At 72.6% G+C, this 17472-nt stretch carries 16 protein-coding genes; 12 read left to right on the forward strand and 4 right to left on the reverse strand.

The genetic code is table 11. From position 1 onward, the window contains the following. A partial coding sequence (locus GXP76_RS24940) for a hypothetical protein (RefSeq protein ID WP_242573834.1) occupies window positions 1–519 on the forward strand: 519 nt, incomplete at its 5' end. A gap of 115 nt (window positions 520–634) precedes the next feature. Here the strand turns inward: GXP76_RS24940 and GXP76_RS24945 are convergent. Continuing rightward, window positions 635–1426, reverse strand: a complete 792-nt coding sequence (locus GXP76_RS24945) for a hypothetical protein (RefSeq protein WP_242573835.1) — start codon at window positions 1424–1426, stop codon at window positions 635–637. Between the two features lie 112 nt (window positions 1427–1538). On the opposite strand from GXP76_RS24945, the gene GXP76_RS24950 reads away from it, so the two are divergent. The 3 genes from GXP76_RS24950 (at window position 1539) to GXP76_RS24960 (ending at window position 4096) form a co-directional block, all read left to right on the forward strand. Then, window positions 1539–2135 carry an NADPH-dependent FMN reductase gene (locus tag GXP76_RS24950; protein WP_242573836.1) on the forward strand — a complete coding sequence of 199 codons (597 nt, stop codon included), beginning with the start codon at window positions 1539–1541 and terminating at the stop codon, window positions 2133–2135. Between the two features lie 114 nt (window positions 2136–2249). After that, the gene (locus tag GXP76_RS24955; protein WP_242573837.1) at window positions 2250–3239 is read left to right on the forward strand and encodes an ATP-binding cassette domain-containing protein; all 990 of its coding nucleotides are present in this window, start codon (window positions 2250–2252) and stop codon (window positions 3237–3239) included. Then, a complete protein-coding gene (locus GXP76_RS24960) occupies window positions 3236–4096 on the forward strand; it encodes an ABC transporter permease (RefSeq protein ID WP_242573838.1) in 861 nt (286 codons plus the stop codon). Before GXP76_RS24955 ends, GXP76_RS24960 begins: the two co-directional genes overlap by 4 nt. 128 nt (window positions 4097–4224) lie before the next feature. On the opposite strand, the gene GXP76_RS24965 is transcribed toward GXP76_RS24960, so the two are convergent. Beyond that, on the reverse strand, window positions 4225–5154 hold the full coding sequence (locus GXP76_RS24965; RefSeq protein ID WP_242573839.1) for a LysR family transcriptional regulator: 930 nt from the start codon (window positions 5152–5154) through the stop codon (window positions 4225–4227). A gap of 72 nt (window positions 5155–5226) precedes the next feature. Here GXP76_RS24965 and GXP76_RS24970 point away from each other — a divergent pair, with 72 nt between their 5' ends. Continuing rightward, window positions 5227–6216 carry a dihydrodipicolinate synthase family protein gene (locus GXP76_RS24970; RefSeq protein ID WP_242573840.1) on the forward strand — a complete coding sequence of 330 codons (990 nt, stop codon included), beginning with the start codon at window positions 5227–5229 and terminating at the stop codon, window positions 6214–6216. Here GXP76_RS24970 and GXP76_RS24975 read toward each other — a convergent pair. Further along, window positions 6200–9607, reverse strand: coding sequence for an AAA family ATPase (locus tag GXP76_RS24975; protein ID WP_242573841.1), 3408 nt, complete (start codon window positions 9605–9607; stop codon window positions 6200–6202). The two genes, GXP76_RS24970 and GXP76_RS24975, sit on opposite strands and share 17 nt — an antisense overlap. Before the next feature lie 166 nt (window positions 9608–9773). On the opposite strand from GXP76_RS24975, the gene GXP76_RS24980 reads away from it, so the two are divergent. Next, window positions 9774–10289, forward strand: a complete 516-nt coding sequence (locus tag GXP76_RS24980) for a GNAT family N-acetyltransferase (protein ID WP_374362446.1) — start codon at window positions 9774–9776, stop codon at window positions 10287–10289. Between the two features lie 42 nt (window positions 10290–10331). Beyond that, window positions 10332–10940, forward strand: coding sequence for a GrpB family protein (locus GXP76_RS24985; protein ID WP_242573842.1), 609 nt, complete (start codon window positions 10332–10334; stop codon window positions 10938–10940). A 7-nt stretch (window positions 10941–10947) separates the two neighbouring features. Here GXP76_RS24985 and GXP76_RS24990 read toward each other — a convergent pair whose 3' ends face one another. Continuing rightward, window positions 10948–11823 (reverse strand): peptidoglycan DD-metalloendopeptidase family protein, encoded by an 876-nt coding sequence (locus GXP76_RS24990; protein WP_242573843.1) that lies wholly within the window; start codon window positions 11821–11823, stop codon window positions 10948–10950. Window positions 11824–11990: 167 nt separating this feature from the next. Between GXP76_RS24990 and GXP76_RS24995 the strand changes: the two genes are divergently transcribed. The 5 genes from GXP76_RS24995 to GXP76_RS25015 form a co-directional block, all read left to right on the forward strand. Beyond that, window positions 11991–12962 (forward strand): hypothetical protein, encoded by a 972-nt coding sequence (locus GXP76_RS24995; protein ID WP_242573844.1) that lies wholly within the window; start codon window positions 11991–11993, stop codon window positions 12960–12962. A gap of 113 nt (window positions 12963–13075) precedes the next feature. Continuing rightward, the gene (locus GXP76_RS25000; protein ID WP_242573845.1) at window positions 13076–13531 is read left to right on the forward strand and encodes a nuclear transport factor 2 family protein; all 456 of its coding nucleotides are present in this window, start codon (window positions 13076–13078) and stop codon (window positions 13529–13531) included. 265 nt (window positions 13532–13796) lie between these two features. Beyond that, window positions 13797–14996 (forward strand): S1 family peptidase, encoded by a 1200-nt coding sequence (locus GXP76_RS25005; protein WP_242573846.1) that lies wholly within the window; start codon window positions 13797–13799, stop codon window positions 14994–14996. Between the two features lie 147 nt (window positions 14997–15143). Further along, a complete protein-coding gene (locus tag GXP76_RS25010; RefSeq protein WP_242573847.1) occupies window positions 15144–16115 on the forward strand; it encodes a helix-turn-helix transcriptional regulator in 972 nt (323 codons plus the stop codon). Between the two features lie 95 nt (window positions 16116–16210). Beyond that, the coding region (locus GXP76_RS25015) for a hypothetical protein (RefSeq protein ID WP_242573848.1) at window positions 16211–17472 on the forward strand (1262 nt) is incomplete at its 3' end.

The following is a 17472-nucleotide window of genomic DNA, read 5'->3' on the forward strand; positions in this document are numbered from 1 at the left end:
CGGGGGCGGTCGGCGGGTGTGCTCTGGAAGAGGGACGAGCGGGAGGAGTTCTCTGCCATGGCCACACAGGCACCGGCGTCCACGCCCAGGACCACGTCCGGGCCCCGGCACGCGCGCCCGTCGCGCTTCTCGGGGCACTTCCCGGGACGGGCCTCGGGCGGCGGGAGGCCCCGTATCCCCCTGCACACCGTGGCGGTGCCGGTGGCGCTCGGCATCCTCTACGGCATCTGGGCCCCGTTCATCCAGCGCCACGGCAGCCCGCTCAACGCGCTCCAGATCACCCTCGGCGTGGTCTCCGGACTCGCGGTGGCCGTGCTCGTCTTCGTACTGATGCGGCTTCCGAAGACGATGACCCCCGAGCTGAGAGCGATCGCCTTCGGCGTGGTGGCGGGCGTGTCCGTGGGTTTCCTGCACAGCCTCACCTACGCGAGCGTGCTGCGGTCGTCCGGTATCGGGATGGTGGTGGGCGCGGCGGCGGCGATCGCGACGTTCTACTACTTCCACACGCGCGAGAAATGAGCCGCGGGGCGGGGGCGGGCCGACCGCCGTCGGCCAGGCATTCACGATTCGCGGGCCGGCGGCTTACGCGCCACACCCACCCCCGGCGGCGGCTTTCGCTCAGGCGTCGTCCCGTTCAGCGCGGTTCAGGTGGGCCGGACAGGCAGCGGGATCGTGCCCCCGTCGTGCGCCCCGGGAGTCGTGAGTCACGCGTCATCTCTCTCCGGCCGGGGATTCGCCGCGCCGGGCCGCCGGCGTTCCAGGTGCGCCAGACGTGCGGTGAGTTGGGTAGTTCGGGGTGGTCGAGGAGCCAGAGTACGTAGCCGGCATGGCGCTCGGCCAGGGGGTCGCCGCTCCGGGCGGCTGCGGTGAGCCCCGCCCGGAGGCCGGGGCTGTCGACGGCGCGGGCGACGCGTACGTAGTCGCGGTCCTTGCAGCGGTAGGGCCGTCGGACGACGATCTCGACGAGTTCGGTGAGCTTTGCCCTGACGGGCGCGCTGTGCTCGGCCACTGCCAGGTCCCGTATCAGACCCTGCTTCGTGCCCCACTTCTTGGCATGCACGGTCCAGTCCTCTGGATACCTCGCCTCCCACTCCAGGAAAAGCAACGCGTAGGGGAGCCCCGGCCAGGACTCGATGTCCGCACGCCGGTTCCACAACGCGTCCGGAAGCACGTACCTGGCGGCACGCTGATACTCCGCGAACGCCTCCCGGACGCCCGGCACCTCGTAGTCGGACCGCGCCGCCGCCAACAACGCGTTGAACCGGTCGAGAGTCTCCCCGACACGTACTCGGGCGCCTGCCAGTGACGTCAGCGCCGCGTCCCGGACAGTGGGGTCGTCCGCGATCAGCCCGTATGCCCAGCCCAGCCGTGCCTTCCACCCGGCGTCGGTGTCCGCGTCCACTACGGAGTCTGCTCGCTTCTCCATACCGGGATCATCCCGCGCGCCCGCCAGATCTGATCTGGCGGGCGCGCGGTCACGTCTGGCGCCTTCGGGGTGAGGGGGAAACGACGGCGAGCGTGGGAGGGAGGCGGCCCGGATGCGACAGCACTGCGAGCCAGGCCCGGCGGCCCCGTTGCGCGTCGCGGTCATCATCGGCAGCACCCGCGAGGGCCGCCTCGGTGAGTCGGTCGGGCGGTGGTTCGTCGAGCGGGCGGCCAAGCGGGACGAGCTGGAGCTGTCGGTCGTGGACCTGGCCGACTTCGACTTCCCCGCGCGCTACCCCGATCTGCCCACGGAGCACATGGCGGAGTTCACCGCCGAGGTCGACCGCGCGGAGGCGTTCGTGGTGGTGACACCGGAGTACAACCGCTCGTTCCCCGCCTCCCTCAAGCAGGCCGTCGACTTCGCGTACGACGAATGGCACACGAAGCCGGTCGCCTTCGTCAGCTACGGCCACGGGTCGGGCGGGCTGTACGCGGTGGAGGGGCTGCGCACGGTCTTCACGGAGCTGCACACGGTCACCCTCCGCAACGGGGTGTCGATCAACCTCTTCGACTGCGGCGACGACGTCCTGGACGTCGGCGCGGCGGCGGAGGAGTACAGGGACCGCGCGGCGAGGGTGCTGCTCGACCAGCTCGGCTGGTGGGGCCTGGCCCTCCGCGAGGCGCGGGCGGCCCGCCCGTACATCTGCTGATGAGTTTCAGGCACCGGCCCAGTCATAAGACGGAACCTGCCGAAGCCGATCCGGAACGACGCACCCCCCGCGCCCGCACACGAACGACGAACGACGACAGACGAAGGAATGACGATGAGTAATGACCTCGCGATCGAGACCACGGGGCTGGTGAAAGTCTTCGGCTCGAACCGCGCCGTGGACGGAGTCGATCTCGCCGTGCCGACGGGCACGGTCTACGGAGTGCTCGGCCCGAACGGCGCGGGAAAGACCACCGTCGTACGGATGCTCGCCACGCTGCTGCGCCCCGACGGCGGCCAGGCCCGCATCTTCGGCAAGGACGTGGTGAAGGACGCCGAGACGGTCCGCAGCCGGGTCGCGCTGACCGGGCAGTACGCGTCGGTGGACGAGGACCTGACCGGTTCGGAGAACCTGATCCTGCTCGGCAGGCTCCTCGGGCACACCAAGCCCGACGCCCGCGACCGGGCGGGGCAGTTGCTGGACGCGTTCGGCCTCACGGAGGCGGCGGGCCGGCAGGTCAAGAACTACTCCGGCGGTATGCGGCGCCGTATCGACATCGCCGCCTCCATCCTCAACACCCCGGACCTGCTCTTCCTGGACGAGCCGACGACCGGCCTCGACCCGCGCAGCCGTAACCAGGTGTGGGACATCGTGCGGGCCGTGGTCTCCCAGGGGACGACGGTGCTGCTGACGACCCAGTACCTGGACGAGGCGGACCAACTGGCGTCCCGTATCGCCGTGATCGACCACGGCAAGGTCATCGCCGAGGGCACGAAGGGGGACCTGAAGGCGTCGGTCGGCTCCGGCGCCGTCCACCTGCGGCTGCGTGACGCCGGCCAGCGGCCGGACGCCCGGCGGGTGCTGGCCGCCGCACTGCGCGCGGACATCGTGCTGGACGCGGACCCGCTCGCCCTGACCGCCACCATCAGCGGCGGCGGCACCGAGCAGGGCGCGGCCGAGCAGGCCGGGCGGGCGCTCGCCGAGCTGGCCCGCGAGGGGATCGTCGTGGACAACTTCTCCCTCGGCCAGCCCAGCCTGGACGAGGTCTTCCTCGCCCTCACCGACAAGAAGAACACCGATGTGAAGGAGGGGGCGGCGGCATGACGACCGTAGCCACAAAGACCAAGGACCTCGACGACCTCGAACTCGCCACGCCCACGGCGGACGACCTCGCCGCGCTGCTCGTGAACAAGGAACGCCCGCCGAGGCCCAGCGCGCTCTCCGCGTCGATGACCTTCGGCTGGCGCGCGATGCTGAAGATCAAGCACGTGCCCGAGCAGCTCTTCGACGTGACCGTCTTCCCGGTCATGATGGTGCTGATGTACGCGTATCTCTTCGGTGGTGCGCTGGCGGGGTCGGTCTCCGCGTACGTCCAGTTCCTGCTGCCCGGCGTCATGGTGATGAGCGTCGTGATGATCACGATGTACTCGGGCCTCGCGGTCAACACCGACATAGCCAAGGGCGTCTTCGACCGTTTCCGCACGCTCCCGATCTGGCGCCCGGCCCCGATGGTCGGCTATCTGCTCGGTGACGTGATCCGCTACATGATCGCCGCGGTGGTCATCCTGGGCGTCGGCCTGGCCATCGGGTACCGGCCCGACGGCGGTGTGCTCGGCATCGCGGCGGGCATCGCGCTGCTGCTCGTCTTCTCCTTCTCGTTCTCGTGGATCTGGACGATGCTCGGACTGATGCTGCGCACCGAGAAGTCGGTGATGGGCGTCAGCATGATGGTGATCATGCCGCTGACGTTCCTGAGCAACGTCTTCGTCGACCCGAAGACGATGCCGGGCTGGCTCCAGGCCTTCGTCAACAACAGCCCCGTCTCCGTACTCTCCAGCGCGGTCCGGGAGTTGATGGCGGGCAACTGGCCGACCCACGACATCGCGGTGACGCTCGGCTGGTCGGTCGGACTGGTGCTCGTCTTCGGCACGTGGACGATGCGGCTCTACAACCGCAAGTGAGGATGTGACTCCCACGGCCGGTGGCCCGCGGCTCCCCGGGGGAGAGCCGCGGGCCACCGGTGTGTGTTGACCCCTGCCCAGGGGGCAGGCCGTCGCGGGGTGACGGGCGGACGGGGTGACGGGGCGGCTCAGTTCGGCTCGGTGGCCAGGCCCGTGGGGAGTGTGTCGCGCAGCGCCGCGACGAGTGCCTCGACCGCGGGATGGGCCGCCGGGCCCGCCGCCCGGAACGCGACCTCGCTGCGGCGGCGTAGCGGGAGCGGTGTCAGCGTCGTGCCGGCGGGCGGGTTCTGCGCGCTGAGGTCGGGGACCACGGCGACACCCACGCCCGCCGCGACCAGGCCGAGCGCGGTGTCGTAGTCGTCCACGCGGTGCCACGAGTCGACGTGGAAGCCGCTCGCCTCGCAGAGCCGCGTCACGCTCGTATGGCAGAGCGTGCCGGGCGTGGGCAGGATCCAGGGCGCGTGGCGCCACCGGCGTACGGGATCCTCGTCCGGCGCCGGATCCGGGGCCGGGCCTGGGTCCGTCGGGGTGGCCAGCCGCATCCGTTCCGTGAACACCGGTCTGCTCCGGATACCGGGCTCGGCCGGTGGCGGGTGCCCGTCGCCGGAGTCGTAGTAATGGGTGAGCGCGAGGTCCAGTCGGCCGGCGCGCAGGGCGTCGGGCGCGTCCGCCGGGTCGACCTCCCAGACCCAGGGCTCCAGCCTCGGATACGCCCGGCGCAGGGAGACGAGCAGGCCGGACGCCAGGGCGCGGGCGGCGGACGGGTAGATGCCGAGGCGGAGCGGACCGGCCACCTCCCGGCCCTCGGCCAGCTCCGTCCTGGCCGTCTCCAGACGCTCCAGGATGACCTCGGCGTGGCGCACCAGATTGGCTCCCGCCGGGGTGAGGGCCACGCGCCGGCCGCTGCGTTCCAGGAGGGGCACGCCCGCGTTCCGCTCCAGGAGCGACAGCTGCTGGGAGACGGCGGAAGGGCTGTACGACAGGGCGTCGGCCACGGCGGCGATGGTGCCCCGGTGGGCGAGTTCCCGCAGGAGGCGCAACTGGTGCAGGTTGAGCATCGGCTCAGCTTACGAGCGGCGTCAGTATTTCCCGCTGGACCGGAGCGGCCGGGCGGGCGCAGGATCCGGACCATGACGAGCGACAGAGCGGTGAGCGGCAGAGCGGTCAGTGGCGGAGCGGTGAGCGGCGGAGCCACGAGCGCGGGCGTTCCCCCTCGCGGCGTGCACATCCCGCTGATCACACCCTTCGACGCTGCCGGGGAGGTCGCGCTCGACGCCCTGGAGGCGCTGGCCCACGACATGCTCACCGCCGGTGCCGCGGGGCTTGTCGCCCTCGGCACCACCGCCGAGGTGGCGACCCTGAGCGCGGCCGAGAAGGACGCGGTCCTCGGCACGCTCGCCCGCGTCTGCCGCGAGCGCGGCGCGCCCCTTATGGCCGGTGCCGGGAACAACGACACGGCGGCCAGCCGTGACGCGCTCGCCGCGCTCGGGAAGGTGCCCGGGGTGGCGGCGGCGCTGACACTCGTGCCGTACTTCACCCGGCCTTCGGCGGCCGGTGTCGTCGCCCACTTCACCGAACTGGCCGCGGGCAGCCCCGTGCCGCTGGTGATCTACCACATCCCCTACCGCACGGGGCAGGAGCTGGACGCGGACACTCTGCGGACGCTCGGCGCGCTGCCGGGCGTCGTGGGGGTGAAGTACGCGACCGGCGGCATCGGCGCGTCGACGGTGGATCTGCTCGGTGAACTGCCGGACGATTTCGCCGTGTTCGCGGGCGACGATCTCTTCTTCTCGCCGCTGCTGGCCATGGGCGCGCACGGCGGCATCCTGGCGTCCGCGCATCTGGCGACCGGCCGTTACGTGGAGCTGGCCGGGGCCTGGGCTTCCGGTGACGTCCCCCGTGCCCGTGACCTCGGGCACCGCCTCGGCGCCCTGTCGGCGGCCCTGTTCGCCGAACCGAACCCCACCGTGATCAAGGGGGTGCTGCACGCTCAGGGGCGTATCCCCACGGCGTCCGTACGACTGCCGCTGCTGCCCGCCGGGCCGGCGGCGGTGGACGGGGCGCTGCGTCTGCTGGCCGGTCGGGAGCCGGGGGCGCCGGGCCTCACAGCCGCCAGCTGAGCGCCCCGGAGGCGTCGCCCTCCGTGCGTTCGGGGCGGTAGGCGCAGGTCGCGCCCGTGGTCACCGACTTCCGCAGATGCGCGGCCAGTTCGGGGTGGAGGGCGTCGAGCTTGCGCAGGGTGTCGCGGATCCGGGCCGTGACGGTCTTACGGGCGCGCTCGGCCTCGTCGCCCAGCCGGCGGGTGCGCCCGCCGAGACCCGCGGCGGTGCGCAGTTCGTCGAGGAGCGCCTGGCGCTCCCTGTCGTACGCGGCGGCGCGCGCGTCGTCGCCGCGTTCGCCCGCGCGGTCGATCTCCTGGTCCAGCTGGTCGAGCCGCCTGCGGTACTCCGCCTTGGCCCGTTCGTCCAGCACCGGGTCGCCGCCCATGGCGTGCGCCGCCACGGCCGTCTCGCCGCCGTCCGGGGAGAGCAGCCGGACGGCGGGGAAGTCCGTGCCGGGGTGCGAGACCAGCGTGTGCAGATCGCGCAGCCCCTTGGCGTCGGGCACGTGGACCGCCCGCCCGCCGAAGGCGAGCGCCCATACGGCCCCGTCCCGTCTGAACTCCGCACCGGGCGGGACCGGTCGGGCCCCGTCGGCGGGCCGGCCACCGGCGTCCTTGCCCGCGTCCGCCCCCGCCTCCGCACGGCCCCCGGGGTCCGCTTCCGCCGGTTCGCGCGGTCTGCCGGGACCCCTCGGGCCCGCGCCGTCCGCCCACGGGCCCTTCACCCACGGCCCCCGCCGGGTGTCCGCGTCCGGCGGGTCGGGTGAGCCGGCCGAACCGGGCTCGTCGGCCACCACCTCCACCGCCGGGTCGCGCCTCTCCAGATGCCGCAGGCCCATCGTCCGGGCCGCCCGCGCCGTCCGCGCGCGCAGCGCCGCCTCGGCGGCGGCGTCCCCGTCCGCGCCGCGTGCCCGCAGCGCGTCCGCCAGGGCCAGGCCCGCCCGCAGGGACCACGGTCTCGCCTGGAGACGGTCGGCGGAGTCACGGGCGGCGGTGAAGGAGGCCACCGCCGCGTCCCAGCGCCCCTCCGCCGCGTCCAGCAGGCCGAGCCAGTGGTCGACGGGACCGCTGATGTCGCAGCCGTACAGCGCGACCAGCCACCGGCCGCTGTGCGCGCCGAGCGCGTCCCGGGCCTCGGCGATCAGCGCGGGATCGCCGGACGCGGCGGCCGTGTGCGCCAGCAGCCGGAACCACAGCGGTGCGAAGACCCGCGAGACGGGCTCCGGCCGGTCCGGCACCTCCCGGAGCAGCCGCAGCGCCCGTGCCGTGTCGCCGCGCTCGATCGCGGAGATCCCGTCGAGCAGCAGCGGATAGGGGTAGTCGACATCTTCGAGGCCGCGCGTGACGGCGTCGGCGTCGTCGTAGCGGCCCCGCGCCATGTGCAGGGCCCAGCGCAGATGGGAGGTGAGATACCCGTACGCGGCCTGGTCGGGCACGGCTTCGACCGTGTCGGCGTACCACTTCTCCGCCTGGTCGAAGTCGCCGTTGAGCGCGGCGACGATGCCCATGTCGAGGGTCTTGCCCAGCTCGTACCTGCGCTTGCCCGTCCGCTCGGCCACTCCCGCGTACGTACGCAACTGGTTCAGGTAGCGCGGATCGCCCAGCTCCAGGAGGGTCACCCAGCGCATGGCCGCGGAGTGGACCTCCATGTCCAGATTCTGGGTGCGGCGGGCGACGGTCGACATCTCGGTGGTGAGGGCCAGCCGTTCGTCGGACGACCCGAGGCCCCAGATCGTGTCGTGCCGCGCCCAGAGGGAGAACGCGAGCGCCTCGTCGTCCTCGTCCCGCCGGGCGATGTCCGTGGCGCGGACGGCGAGATCCTGCGCCATCCGCTCCATGTCGTCGCGGCCGGTGCCGCGGCCGGCCGGCGGCGTGGGCCCGTCCCCGCCGTCCCCGTCCCCGAACAGCGCGCGGTACGCCTCGTGCAGCAGTTCCCCCGCCTGCGAGCCGTGCCCCGGCATGTCCTGCTGCTGATGGAGGGTCAGCGCGACACGGGTCAGCAGCTCGGGATCGCCCAGCTCGCGCGCCGGTGTCACCGCGCGGTCGAAATAGCGCCGGGCCTCCTCCTCCATGCCGTGGTGCCGCAGCTCGCCGGCGAGGTCGAGCGCGATGAGGACGGCGCGGCGCGGAGCGCCCTCGCCGGACGTCTCCGCCACCTCCAGGGCGCGCCGGTAGTGACCGACCGCCTCGTCGACCGCGAGCCTGCTCGACGCGTCGCGCGCCGCCGCGAGCAGCAGGTCGATGCGGTGGCCGCGGTCCACCGTCCCGCCCGCGAGATGGGCGTGCCGGGCCAGATCGGCGGGCACGACCTTCTCGCTCAGCGCCGGGGCGGTGTCCAGGGCGCGGACGACCGCGCCGTGCAGACGGGCCGCGTCCGCGTCCTCCAGGGATTCGTAGAGCGTCTCGCGGACGAGGTCGTGGGCGAAGGCGAACCTGCCGCTCCCGCGCGTGACGACGAGCCGGGCCGACACGGCCCGGTCCAGCAGCCGGTCCACGTGCGGCACGGGCGCCGACGCGGCGGCGGCGAGCACCTGGCGGTGGAACTCCCTGCCCAGCACGCTCGCCGTCACCAGCAGGTCGCCGACCGGCTTCGGCAGCATCGACAGCCGTCGCCGCACGGCCTCGCGGACGCCGGGCGCGATCGTGCTGACGGGGCTGCCGCCGTGCCAGAGACGGGCGGTCTGCTCGACGAAGAACGGATTGCCCCCCGTACGGCTGTGCACCTCGTCCACCAGCGCGGGCTCCGGCTCCCGCCCGGTCGTCAGCGCGAGGAGCGCGCCCACGTCGTCCCGGTCGAGCCCGGTCAGCGTCACCGCCGTGGTGGCCCGTGCGACGAGGGGAAGGATGAGCTGCTGGAGCGGATGGCCGGGCGCCTCCACCTCCACGTCGCGGTAGGTCCCGATGAGCAGCAGCCGCTCGAACCAGGCGTGCTGGGCGGCGAATTCGAGCAGTCTGAGCGACGCGGTGTCCGCCCAGTGCAGGTCGTCCAGGACGACGACGACCGGCCGGTGCTGGGAGATCGTGACGAGGGCGGTGGTCACCGCGTCGTACACGGAGAAGGCGTCCTTGGCCTCGTCGTCCCCCGCGGCCTCGCCGAGCAGCACCGCGAGCCGTCCCCCCGCCGCCTCCTCGGCCTTCGCCCACTCCTGCTCACCGAGGCCGCGCCGCATCCCGCGCACGACCTGCACCCACGGCCAGTACCCCGGAGCGCTGCCCTCCCAGCAGGAGCCGCCGAGCACGAGCGCCCCGCGCTGCCGGGCCTCCAGGGCGGCGGCGGTGACCAGAGTGGTCTTCCCGATGCCCGCCTCACCCGCGACCAGCACGAGACCCCCGTGGCTGTCCGTCGCCCGGCCGATCTCCGCGCGAAGGACGCCTGCGGGGTGGTCACGCCCGATGAGTGCAGGGGTCATGCCCAAAACCATAGAAGGCACCACTGACAATCGGCATACGCAATCTTTGCCGACGGACGGAAGCGCAGGTGGGAGGGGGCGAGGTACGATCCGCGCCCGCTGCGGGCCCGTGGCGGTGGCAGACTCCGGCGTCGGCTCCATTCGTCGCGTTTCTCAGGAGACTTCCGTGTCCGACCTGACCACCGACCGTCTCGTCCTGCGTTCCTGGCCCGCCGGCGAGGTCTCCGCCGTCGTCGCCGGCGGGAGCCGGTTTCCGCACTGGGCCGAGGACTTCCCCGCCGAAGGCGACCGTGTCATCGCCGGATTCATCGCCGGACACCCCGGCACCCCCGGCCCCTACGGCCAGCGCCAGATCGTCGAGCGTGCGACCGGCCTGGTGGTCGGGTCGGTCGGCCTCTTCCCGCCGGCGGACGGCACGATCGAGTTCGGCTACGGGATCGTCCCCTCCCGCAGGGGCCGGGGCTACGCCTCCGAGGCCGCCCGCGCCATCGCCGCCTTCGCCCTGACGGCGCCGGACATCCACACGGTGAGCGCGAGGGTGGAACTGTCGAACCCGGCCTCGGCCCGCGTACTGGAGAAGGCGGGACTCACCCGGGTGAGCGCCGACGCCGGGACGGCCCTCTTCCAGGCCACGGCACCACTGCCGGAGCCGTCGCCGCCGTCCCCGCAGCCTGCCTCGTAGTAAGCAGTACGCAGGACACGCGCGCACGGGAGTTGAGGACTCATGGCGGACGACCACGGTCAGCGGCCGATGACCGACGCGGAGATCGAGGCAGCCACGCTCGGGGCCGCCCAGCGGGTCGACGGGCAGGTGACGCTGAGGGAGTACGACCCCCGCTGGGCGGGGGTCTACGAGCGCGAGGCCGCGTCGATCGGCGCGCGCCTCGCCGAGGCGGGCGGCGCGTCCGGGCACCGGATCGAGCACGTCGGCTCCACCTCGGTGCCCGGTCTCCCCGCGAAACCCGTCATCGACATGCTGCTGATCGTCGACGACCCCGGCGACGAGGACGGTTACGTGCCCGCCCTGACCGCCGCCGGGTACGCGGTCGCCGTCCGGGAGCCCGGGTGGTACGAGCACCGGGTGCTCCGGAAGCGGGACCCCGACCCCTCGGCCGGCTCGGCCAACCTGCACGTACTGCCCGCCGGCTGCCCCGAGGTCGACCGCATGCTGCTCTTCCGGGACCGGCTGCGCAGGCATGCCGGCGACCGCGAGCTGTACGCGAGGACGAAGCGGGGACTGGCGCGGCAGGAGTGGAAGTACCTCCAGAACTACGCCGACGCCAAGACCGAGGTGGTGGAGGAGATCCTGGCCCGGGCCAGGCTCGCGGGCTGAGGCCCGCTCAGTCCCAGCGGTCCTCGTTGAGGAAACGGGCGACGCCGCGCCAGGAGTTGGGGCCCATCACCCCGTCCACCGGCCCGGTGTACCCGTAACCGCCCGCGAGCCGCTGGAGCGCGGCGTACGTCTGCGGGCCGGGTACGCCGTCGATGGGGCCCGTGTAGCCGTGGTGGTCGCGCAGGTTGCGTTGCAGCGCCGCGTACGTCCGGGTCCCCGGCGCGCCGTCGACGGGACCGGTGTAACCCGACGTGATCGAGAGCCACTTCTGGGCCCGCTGCCAGAACACCGTGCCCGGCACACCGTCCTGCTCCGTCGAGGTCTTCGGCAGCCCGGTGCCGCCACCGCCGTTCCCGAGGAAGGTGAGCGGATTGATGCGCACGCCGTTCGGATCGATCATGTGCCAGTGCACGTGCGGGCCGGTGGACGAGCCCGAGCCGGGCGCGCCGGGCGCGCCGCCGGAGAGCCCGACGATGCCGCCGGCCGCGACCGCGGCGCCGTTGCCGAGCAGGAACTGGGACAGGTGCATGTACTGCGTGCGGTAGCCGTTGGGGTGGCTGATGGTCACGGTGTGCCCGCCGGTCCCGTTCTCCGGGATGTTGGTGACCGTCCCGCCGCCGGCCGCCGGGAGCCGCGTTCCCACACCCATGCCGTAGTCGAGACCGCCCAGCGAGCCGCGGTCGATGTGCTCCTGCCAGGTGCCGGTGATCGCGTAACCGCTGAACGGATTGTGGAAGTTGTCGCGCGGCGCCCGGTCGGCGCCGCCGTCGGCGTACGCCGACGTACCGGTGGCGGCGACGAGACCGACGCCGAGCGCACCGACACCGAGAGCGCCGGCGGATCCGCGCAGCAGGGCGCGGCGGGTGAGGTGGGGCTCACACATGGGAACTCCTGTGGGGGAGGAGTGAACTGGACGACATCCGAACGTAGGGGATTTCAGGCGCGGTTGATATGGCAGGTTCTGACGCGCGCCCCCGTCGCGACCGCGCCGCCTAGGCTCAATGCGTCAGCGGGGCAGCGGGGCAGTGACCGGGGGGACGGGGAACTCGTATGTTCAAGAGGCCGGTTGGGCGCAGGCGGGAGACGGCGCTGGTGGCCGCCGGTCTACTGGTGGCCGTCGGTGGTGTCTTCGCCGTGGCGGAGACTGAGACGGGGACGCAGGAAGGCGAGAGCGACGACTCGAAGTACTCGGAGCCGTACTTCAACGTGCGGCTGTGGGAGTGGGCCGACGGGATGTGCGAGAGCATGGCGTCCCTGGAAGCACTGAGAGCGGACAGCGTGAAGAAGGCCGACCGGCTTCGGGGAAAAGCCGGTGATCCCGCCGCCGAGCGGGAATCCGGCTCCGTCGCGGCCACGTACCTCCGGTCGGCGTCGGAGGCCCTGGAGGGCATCTCCCGGGACTTCGGAGCGGTGGATTCGCTGACGCGGATCCCCGACACGGAGCGACTGCGGGCCGCCTACGCGAGGGAGATCGACCGCGTCCGGCCCGAGGCCGCGGAGCTGGCCGACGCGGACGGCCTCGCCGGCCTCGCCGCCCGGGAGAGGATCGGCCGCGCCGAACGCGTCACCTCGCTGGTGGCCTCGATCAAGGAACCGGACCCGAGCTGGGACCACTTGATACAGCGCGACGGCACGTTCGAGAGGGCCGCCAACTCGCCCGGCTGTTTCGCGGTGAGGCAGGCCGAGCGCGAGCGGCGGTCCGCACCGCCCGAGCCGGAACCGCCGCTGCTTCCCGCCGCCGACGGCACCTCCCTCGCCGCCTGCGCGGACGGCGCCTGCGAGGTCCGGGTCACGAAGCCGGCCACCCGCGTCAAGGTCCGCGAACTGACCCTGGAAGTGGACCGGAACGACACCGAGGTCACGGTGCGCCACTCCTACCCCTCGGGCGGCGCGGTCAGGGTGAACCTCTCCGGTGAGGGCGCGCGGGGCACATTTGGCCGGGGCGGCGGCACGACGGTCACCGTCGAGCTGAAGGCCATGAACGAGGGCAACGCGGTGCTGGGGATCACCTCGTCGCGGTAAGGGTGGCTCGCCGCCGTTACCTCCGGGGTAATCGCCACCGTCCGCCCGCCCCGGCCAGGATGTGGTCACACGCCGCGCCGGCAGGGCGCGGGGCAGGTGAGGGGCGGGCAGAGATGTCGGACGAAGCGGGCACGCGGACGCGCCAGGTGGTCCAGGAGCTGCTGGGCAGGATCGGCGCCGGGGACCCGGACCGGATCGCCGAGCTGTACGCCGAGAAGGTCGACTGGGGGCTGGACTGGCCGGAGGCCGAGCACGGCCGGGCCGCGACACCCTGGATCCGGCACCGCTCCACCCGCGCGGACGCGGCGGCCAACTACCGTGAGATCGCCGAGCACCACGTACCGGGATCGGTCGGTACCGAGATCGAGCGGATCCTGGTCGACGGGAACGACGCCGTCGTGACCGGCGAGATCCGGCAGACGGCCCGGTCCACCGGACGCGCGTACCGGGCGCGGTTCGCCCTGCACCTCACCGTCGAGAACGGTCTCGTCGTCCGCAACCACGTCTACGAGGACAGCCTCGCGGTGGCCCAGGCGTTCGACGGGGCGGCGGAAGGGCCGGGCGACTGACGGCCCGCCCGCCCGGCGGCCGGACACCTCTCGTCCGCCGGCCCGCTCTCAACAGTTATCCGCAACTCTGTTGAAAATACCTCCCTGGCCAGGCCTTGTACGGAAAGGGACCGTTCGGCGAGAGTTCATCCCGCGACGCCCCACACACCCCCCCATCCACGTCGCCGGACGAGCGCCCACCCACGAATTCGCGGCAACGGACCCGGTTTCCCGCAGGTCTGGCACGCCGCTGTTCGGCGCTGCTCCGACAACGAGAGGAAGCACCGTGCAGGTTTCCCGGAAATTCCTGGTCGCCGCCGTCAGCGGCGTCCTGCTGTCGGCCTCCGCCGTCACCGGCGCACAGGCCGCCGACCCGTCCGTGGCGGCGGGCCAGGCGCCCCGGTACCAGCCCGAGATGGTCTCGGCGCTCGCCCAGACGCTCGGCGGCAGCGAGCGGGAGGCCGTCGAGCGGCTCGATCACGAAGCCGCGCAGCAGCGCGAGTTGGCCGCCGTGAACAAGCGCGGCATCAAGACGGACGGCGCCTTCTTCACCCCGTCGGGCACGCTCACGGTGAACGCGCCGGACGCGAGATCCGCGGCCCGGGTGACGGACGCCGGCCTCGTCGCCCGCGTTCCCGAGCACGGCAAGTCGGCGCTGGACCGAATAAAGGCGGAGCTGGACGCGAAGGCCGTCGAGCAGGCTCCCGTCGGTGTCTCGTCGTGGTCGGTCGACCTCGCGTCCGACACCGTCACGGTGGAGGTGAGCAGCGACAGCGCCGCCGCCGCCCGTTCGTTCATCAAGGCCGCGGCCGAGCACGGCGACGCCGTCCGCGTCGTCCGTGGCCAGGAGCGGCTGGAGACCCAGACGGTGGTGCCCCCGGGCAGCCGTATGACGTTCAACGGCTACATCTGCTCGGTCGGGTTCGGGGCCCGCGACGCGGCGGGCAAGCAGTATCTGGTGACCGCCGGGCACTGCATCGAGGACCTGCCGGACCTCGCGTACAACAACGTCAAGTTCGCCAAGGGCACCAACTCGCGCTTCGCGGTCGGCACGCGCAGCGTGGACATGGGCATAGCGGCGGTCGACGCCGAGGACTCGATCGGCACGCAGGTCACCACGTACGGCCAGGCCGGGAACGTCGCGGTGCGCGGCGGTACGCGGGCGGCGACGGGCGCGGCGATGTGCAAGTCCGGCCAGACCACCGGCTGGACCTGCGGCACCGTGCGCTCGTACAACGTGACCGTCACGTACACCGACGCCAACGGCGGCCCCGACACGGTCGTCACGGGCCTCGGCAGCTCCACGGTCTGCACCGAGGGCGGCGACAGCGGCGGTGCCTACATCTCCGGCAACCAGGCGCAGGGCATGACCTCCGGCGGCCCGATCGGGCAGAACTGCGGCGGCGTGAACACCACCGGCTCCTCGTACTTCCAGCCGCTGACCGACGCGCTCTCGCACTACAAGCTGACCCTCAACACCAACTGACCAGGTTTTCGTCTCTCCGATGCCCCCGGAGAGACGACGGCGGAGCCGTCCACCCTTACCGGTGGGCGGCTCTCGTCGTCCGCATACCATCGGGCGGAGATAACGGAGTTCGGCCGCCGGGACTCCTCTTCGATCGGAGCTGGTGCCATGACCGAGACGGAAGCGGACACCGGCGGGGGCACGGGGAGCGGCGTCGCCGGGGGCGCGGAGAGCACCGGGGACGCGGAAGTCACGTTCGCCGATGTCTTCCGTGAGGCCCTGCGCCGCCGCGGTCTCTCCCTGGAGCGCGTACGCGACCGGCTCGAAGCCCAGGGCATCGGCGTCAGCCTCGCCACCCTCAGTTACTGGCAGCGCGGGCGCAGCCAGCCCGAACGGGCCAGGTCCCTGCGCGCGGTCGACGCGCTGGAGGACATCCTCGCCCTGCCCGCCGGGGCCCTGCGCTCCCTCCTGCGCCCCGGCCGCCCGCGCGGCCGTACGGCGTCCGATCTGCTCGACCTGTCCGCCTCCCACCGCGTCTTCGGTGAGAACTCCGACGTGGAACAGGCCCTCGGCGCGGACTTCGCGCGCTTCAACGAGGACGTCACCTCCCTGGTCATCCACGAGACCGTGCACCTCGACGCGGACCGCCGCATACGGCAGATGTCGGTGAACCAGGTGCTGCGGGCCACCCGCGACGGCGCGAGCAGGCTGACGGCCGTGCATGTCATCGACGACCCGGCGACGGATTCGGTCGACGTCGCCGTACGGTGCGGCAAGCTCGGCCGGGTGGAGTTCCTGCCGGAGCGGCGCAGCATCGTGACGGAGATCCTGTTCGGCGGTGAACTGGCCAAGAACGAGACGGTGGTGGCCGACTACACCATCTCGCTCTCCCCGAGCCGCGAGGTCTCGACGTACCACGAGCGCCGCACGCGCGTGAGCCTGCGGGAGTACCTGCTGCACGTGTACTTCCACCCGGACGCGCTGCCGGCGAGCTGCCACCGCTACTACCGCGAGCGGATCGGCGCGGAGAAGACCAGCAGCCGGCAGATCGCCCTGGACGTCTCGCACACGGCGCACATGCTGCCGCCGAAGTGCCCGGCGGGGATACACGGCATGTCGTGGGAGTGGCCACCCGCCTGACCGTCCGCACGCCCGGACGCCCGTCCGCCGCCCGCCGACCGCCCGCGAGGCGGACGCCCGACGACATGTCAGACCCCGGCGCTAGGGTCTTCCGCATGACCGAAGCGGCCGTGACCACGACCACGAGCGTCGCCGATCTGCGGGACTGGCGGCGGCTGTTGGACGATCCGCCCGACCCGGAGACGACGGAGCGCGGCCGGAGGCTGAAGGAAGCCGCGATGCTCGACTTCGGGGTGCGGGAGAGCGCGATCGCGTCCTGGCTCTACACGAAGTGCCATCAGCAGATTCCCACCCTGGCGGTGGAGACGGCGGCGGTGATGGCCACCGGGGACGGCAGCTGTGTGCTGCTGTACAACCCGGAGTTCTTCGCGGAGATCGGCGCGGACGGCGTGCGGTTCGTGCTCTTCCACGAGGCGCGCCATCTCATCCACCGGCATCTGTACGTGGACGCGGAGCTGCGCGAGGACGCCGTGTTCGCGCTGGCCGCCGAGGTCTCCATCAACCACGTCGTGATGCGACGGCTGCGCGCCAAGCTGCCGACCCGCCGGGCGGCCCCGCGGACGGACGGCGGGACCGGCTCCGCGCGGGAACCGGTCGGGATCGATCCGTACGTGATCCACGCCCGGTACGAGGCGGATCTGCGCGCACAGGGCCTGGAGCCGCTGAGTTACGACCACTTCACCGAGACCGACATGACCGTCTACGGGGAGCTGAAGCGCATGAGCGACCCGCCCGTGCCCGCCGGCGCCGTCTGCCCCCATCTGCTCGTCGGTCGTCTCCCGCTGGACGACGAGACCGTGGGCGAGGTCGTGGAGGGCGTCCTCGCGGACGTACTGCGGGCCGCCCTGCGCGGGGAGGGCATCGCCCGGGAGGAGATCCTGCACCTCGCGGACCGTTCCGAGGGCGGCAGCGACCGGGTCGGCAAGCTGTGGGCCCGCCTCGGTCTCGGCGCGCTGCGCGGCCGGACCGAGCCGACGCGCCGCGTCGAGTGGTGGAAGCGCTGGCTCGCCGACACCCTCGCCTCCAAACTCCGCGACGGCGAACGGCTCGTCTATCCCAGGAAGCACGGCGCGGTGCTGCTCGCGCTCGGCCACGATCCGATGCTGTCCCGGCGCGGCAGGGAGCGTACGAAGGTCGTGGTGGTCGCCATCGACACCTCCGGCTCCATGTCGCAGCGGGTGATCGACTGGCTGCTCACCCTGATCGGACGCACGGACGGCGTCGAGACGCACTGGCTGAGCTTCGACGGCGAGGTCATGCCCTTCGTCGCGGGAGAGCGCGTGCGGGGCGGCGGCGGCACCGACTTCGGCAAGGTCGTCGAGTACGTGGAGGGGCGCCGGGAGATCGACGGCAAGCG

It is taken from the genome of Streptomyces sp. NP-1717 (assembly GCF_022695985.1).
Classification (GTDB): Bacteria; Actinomycetota; Actinomycetes; order Streptomycetales; family Streptomycetaceae; genus Streptomyces.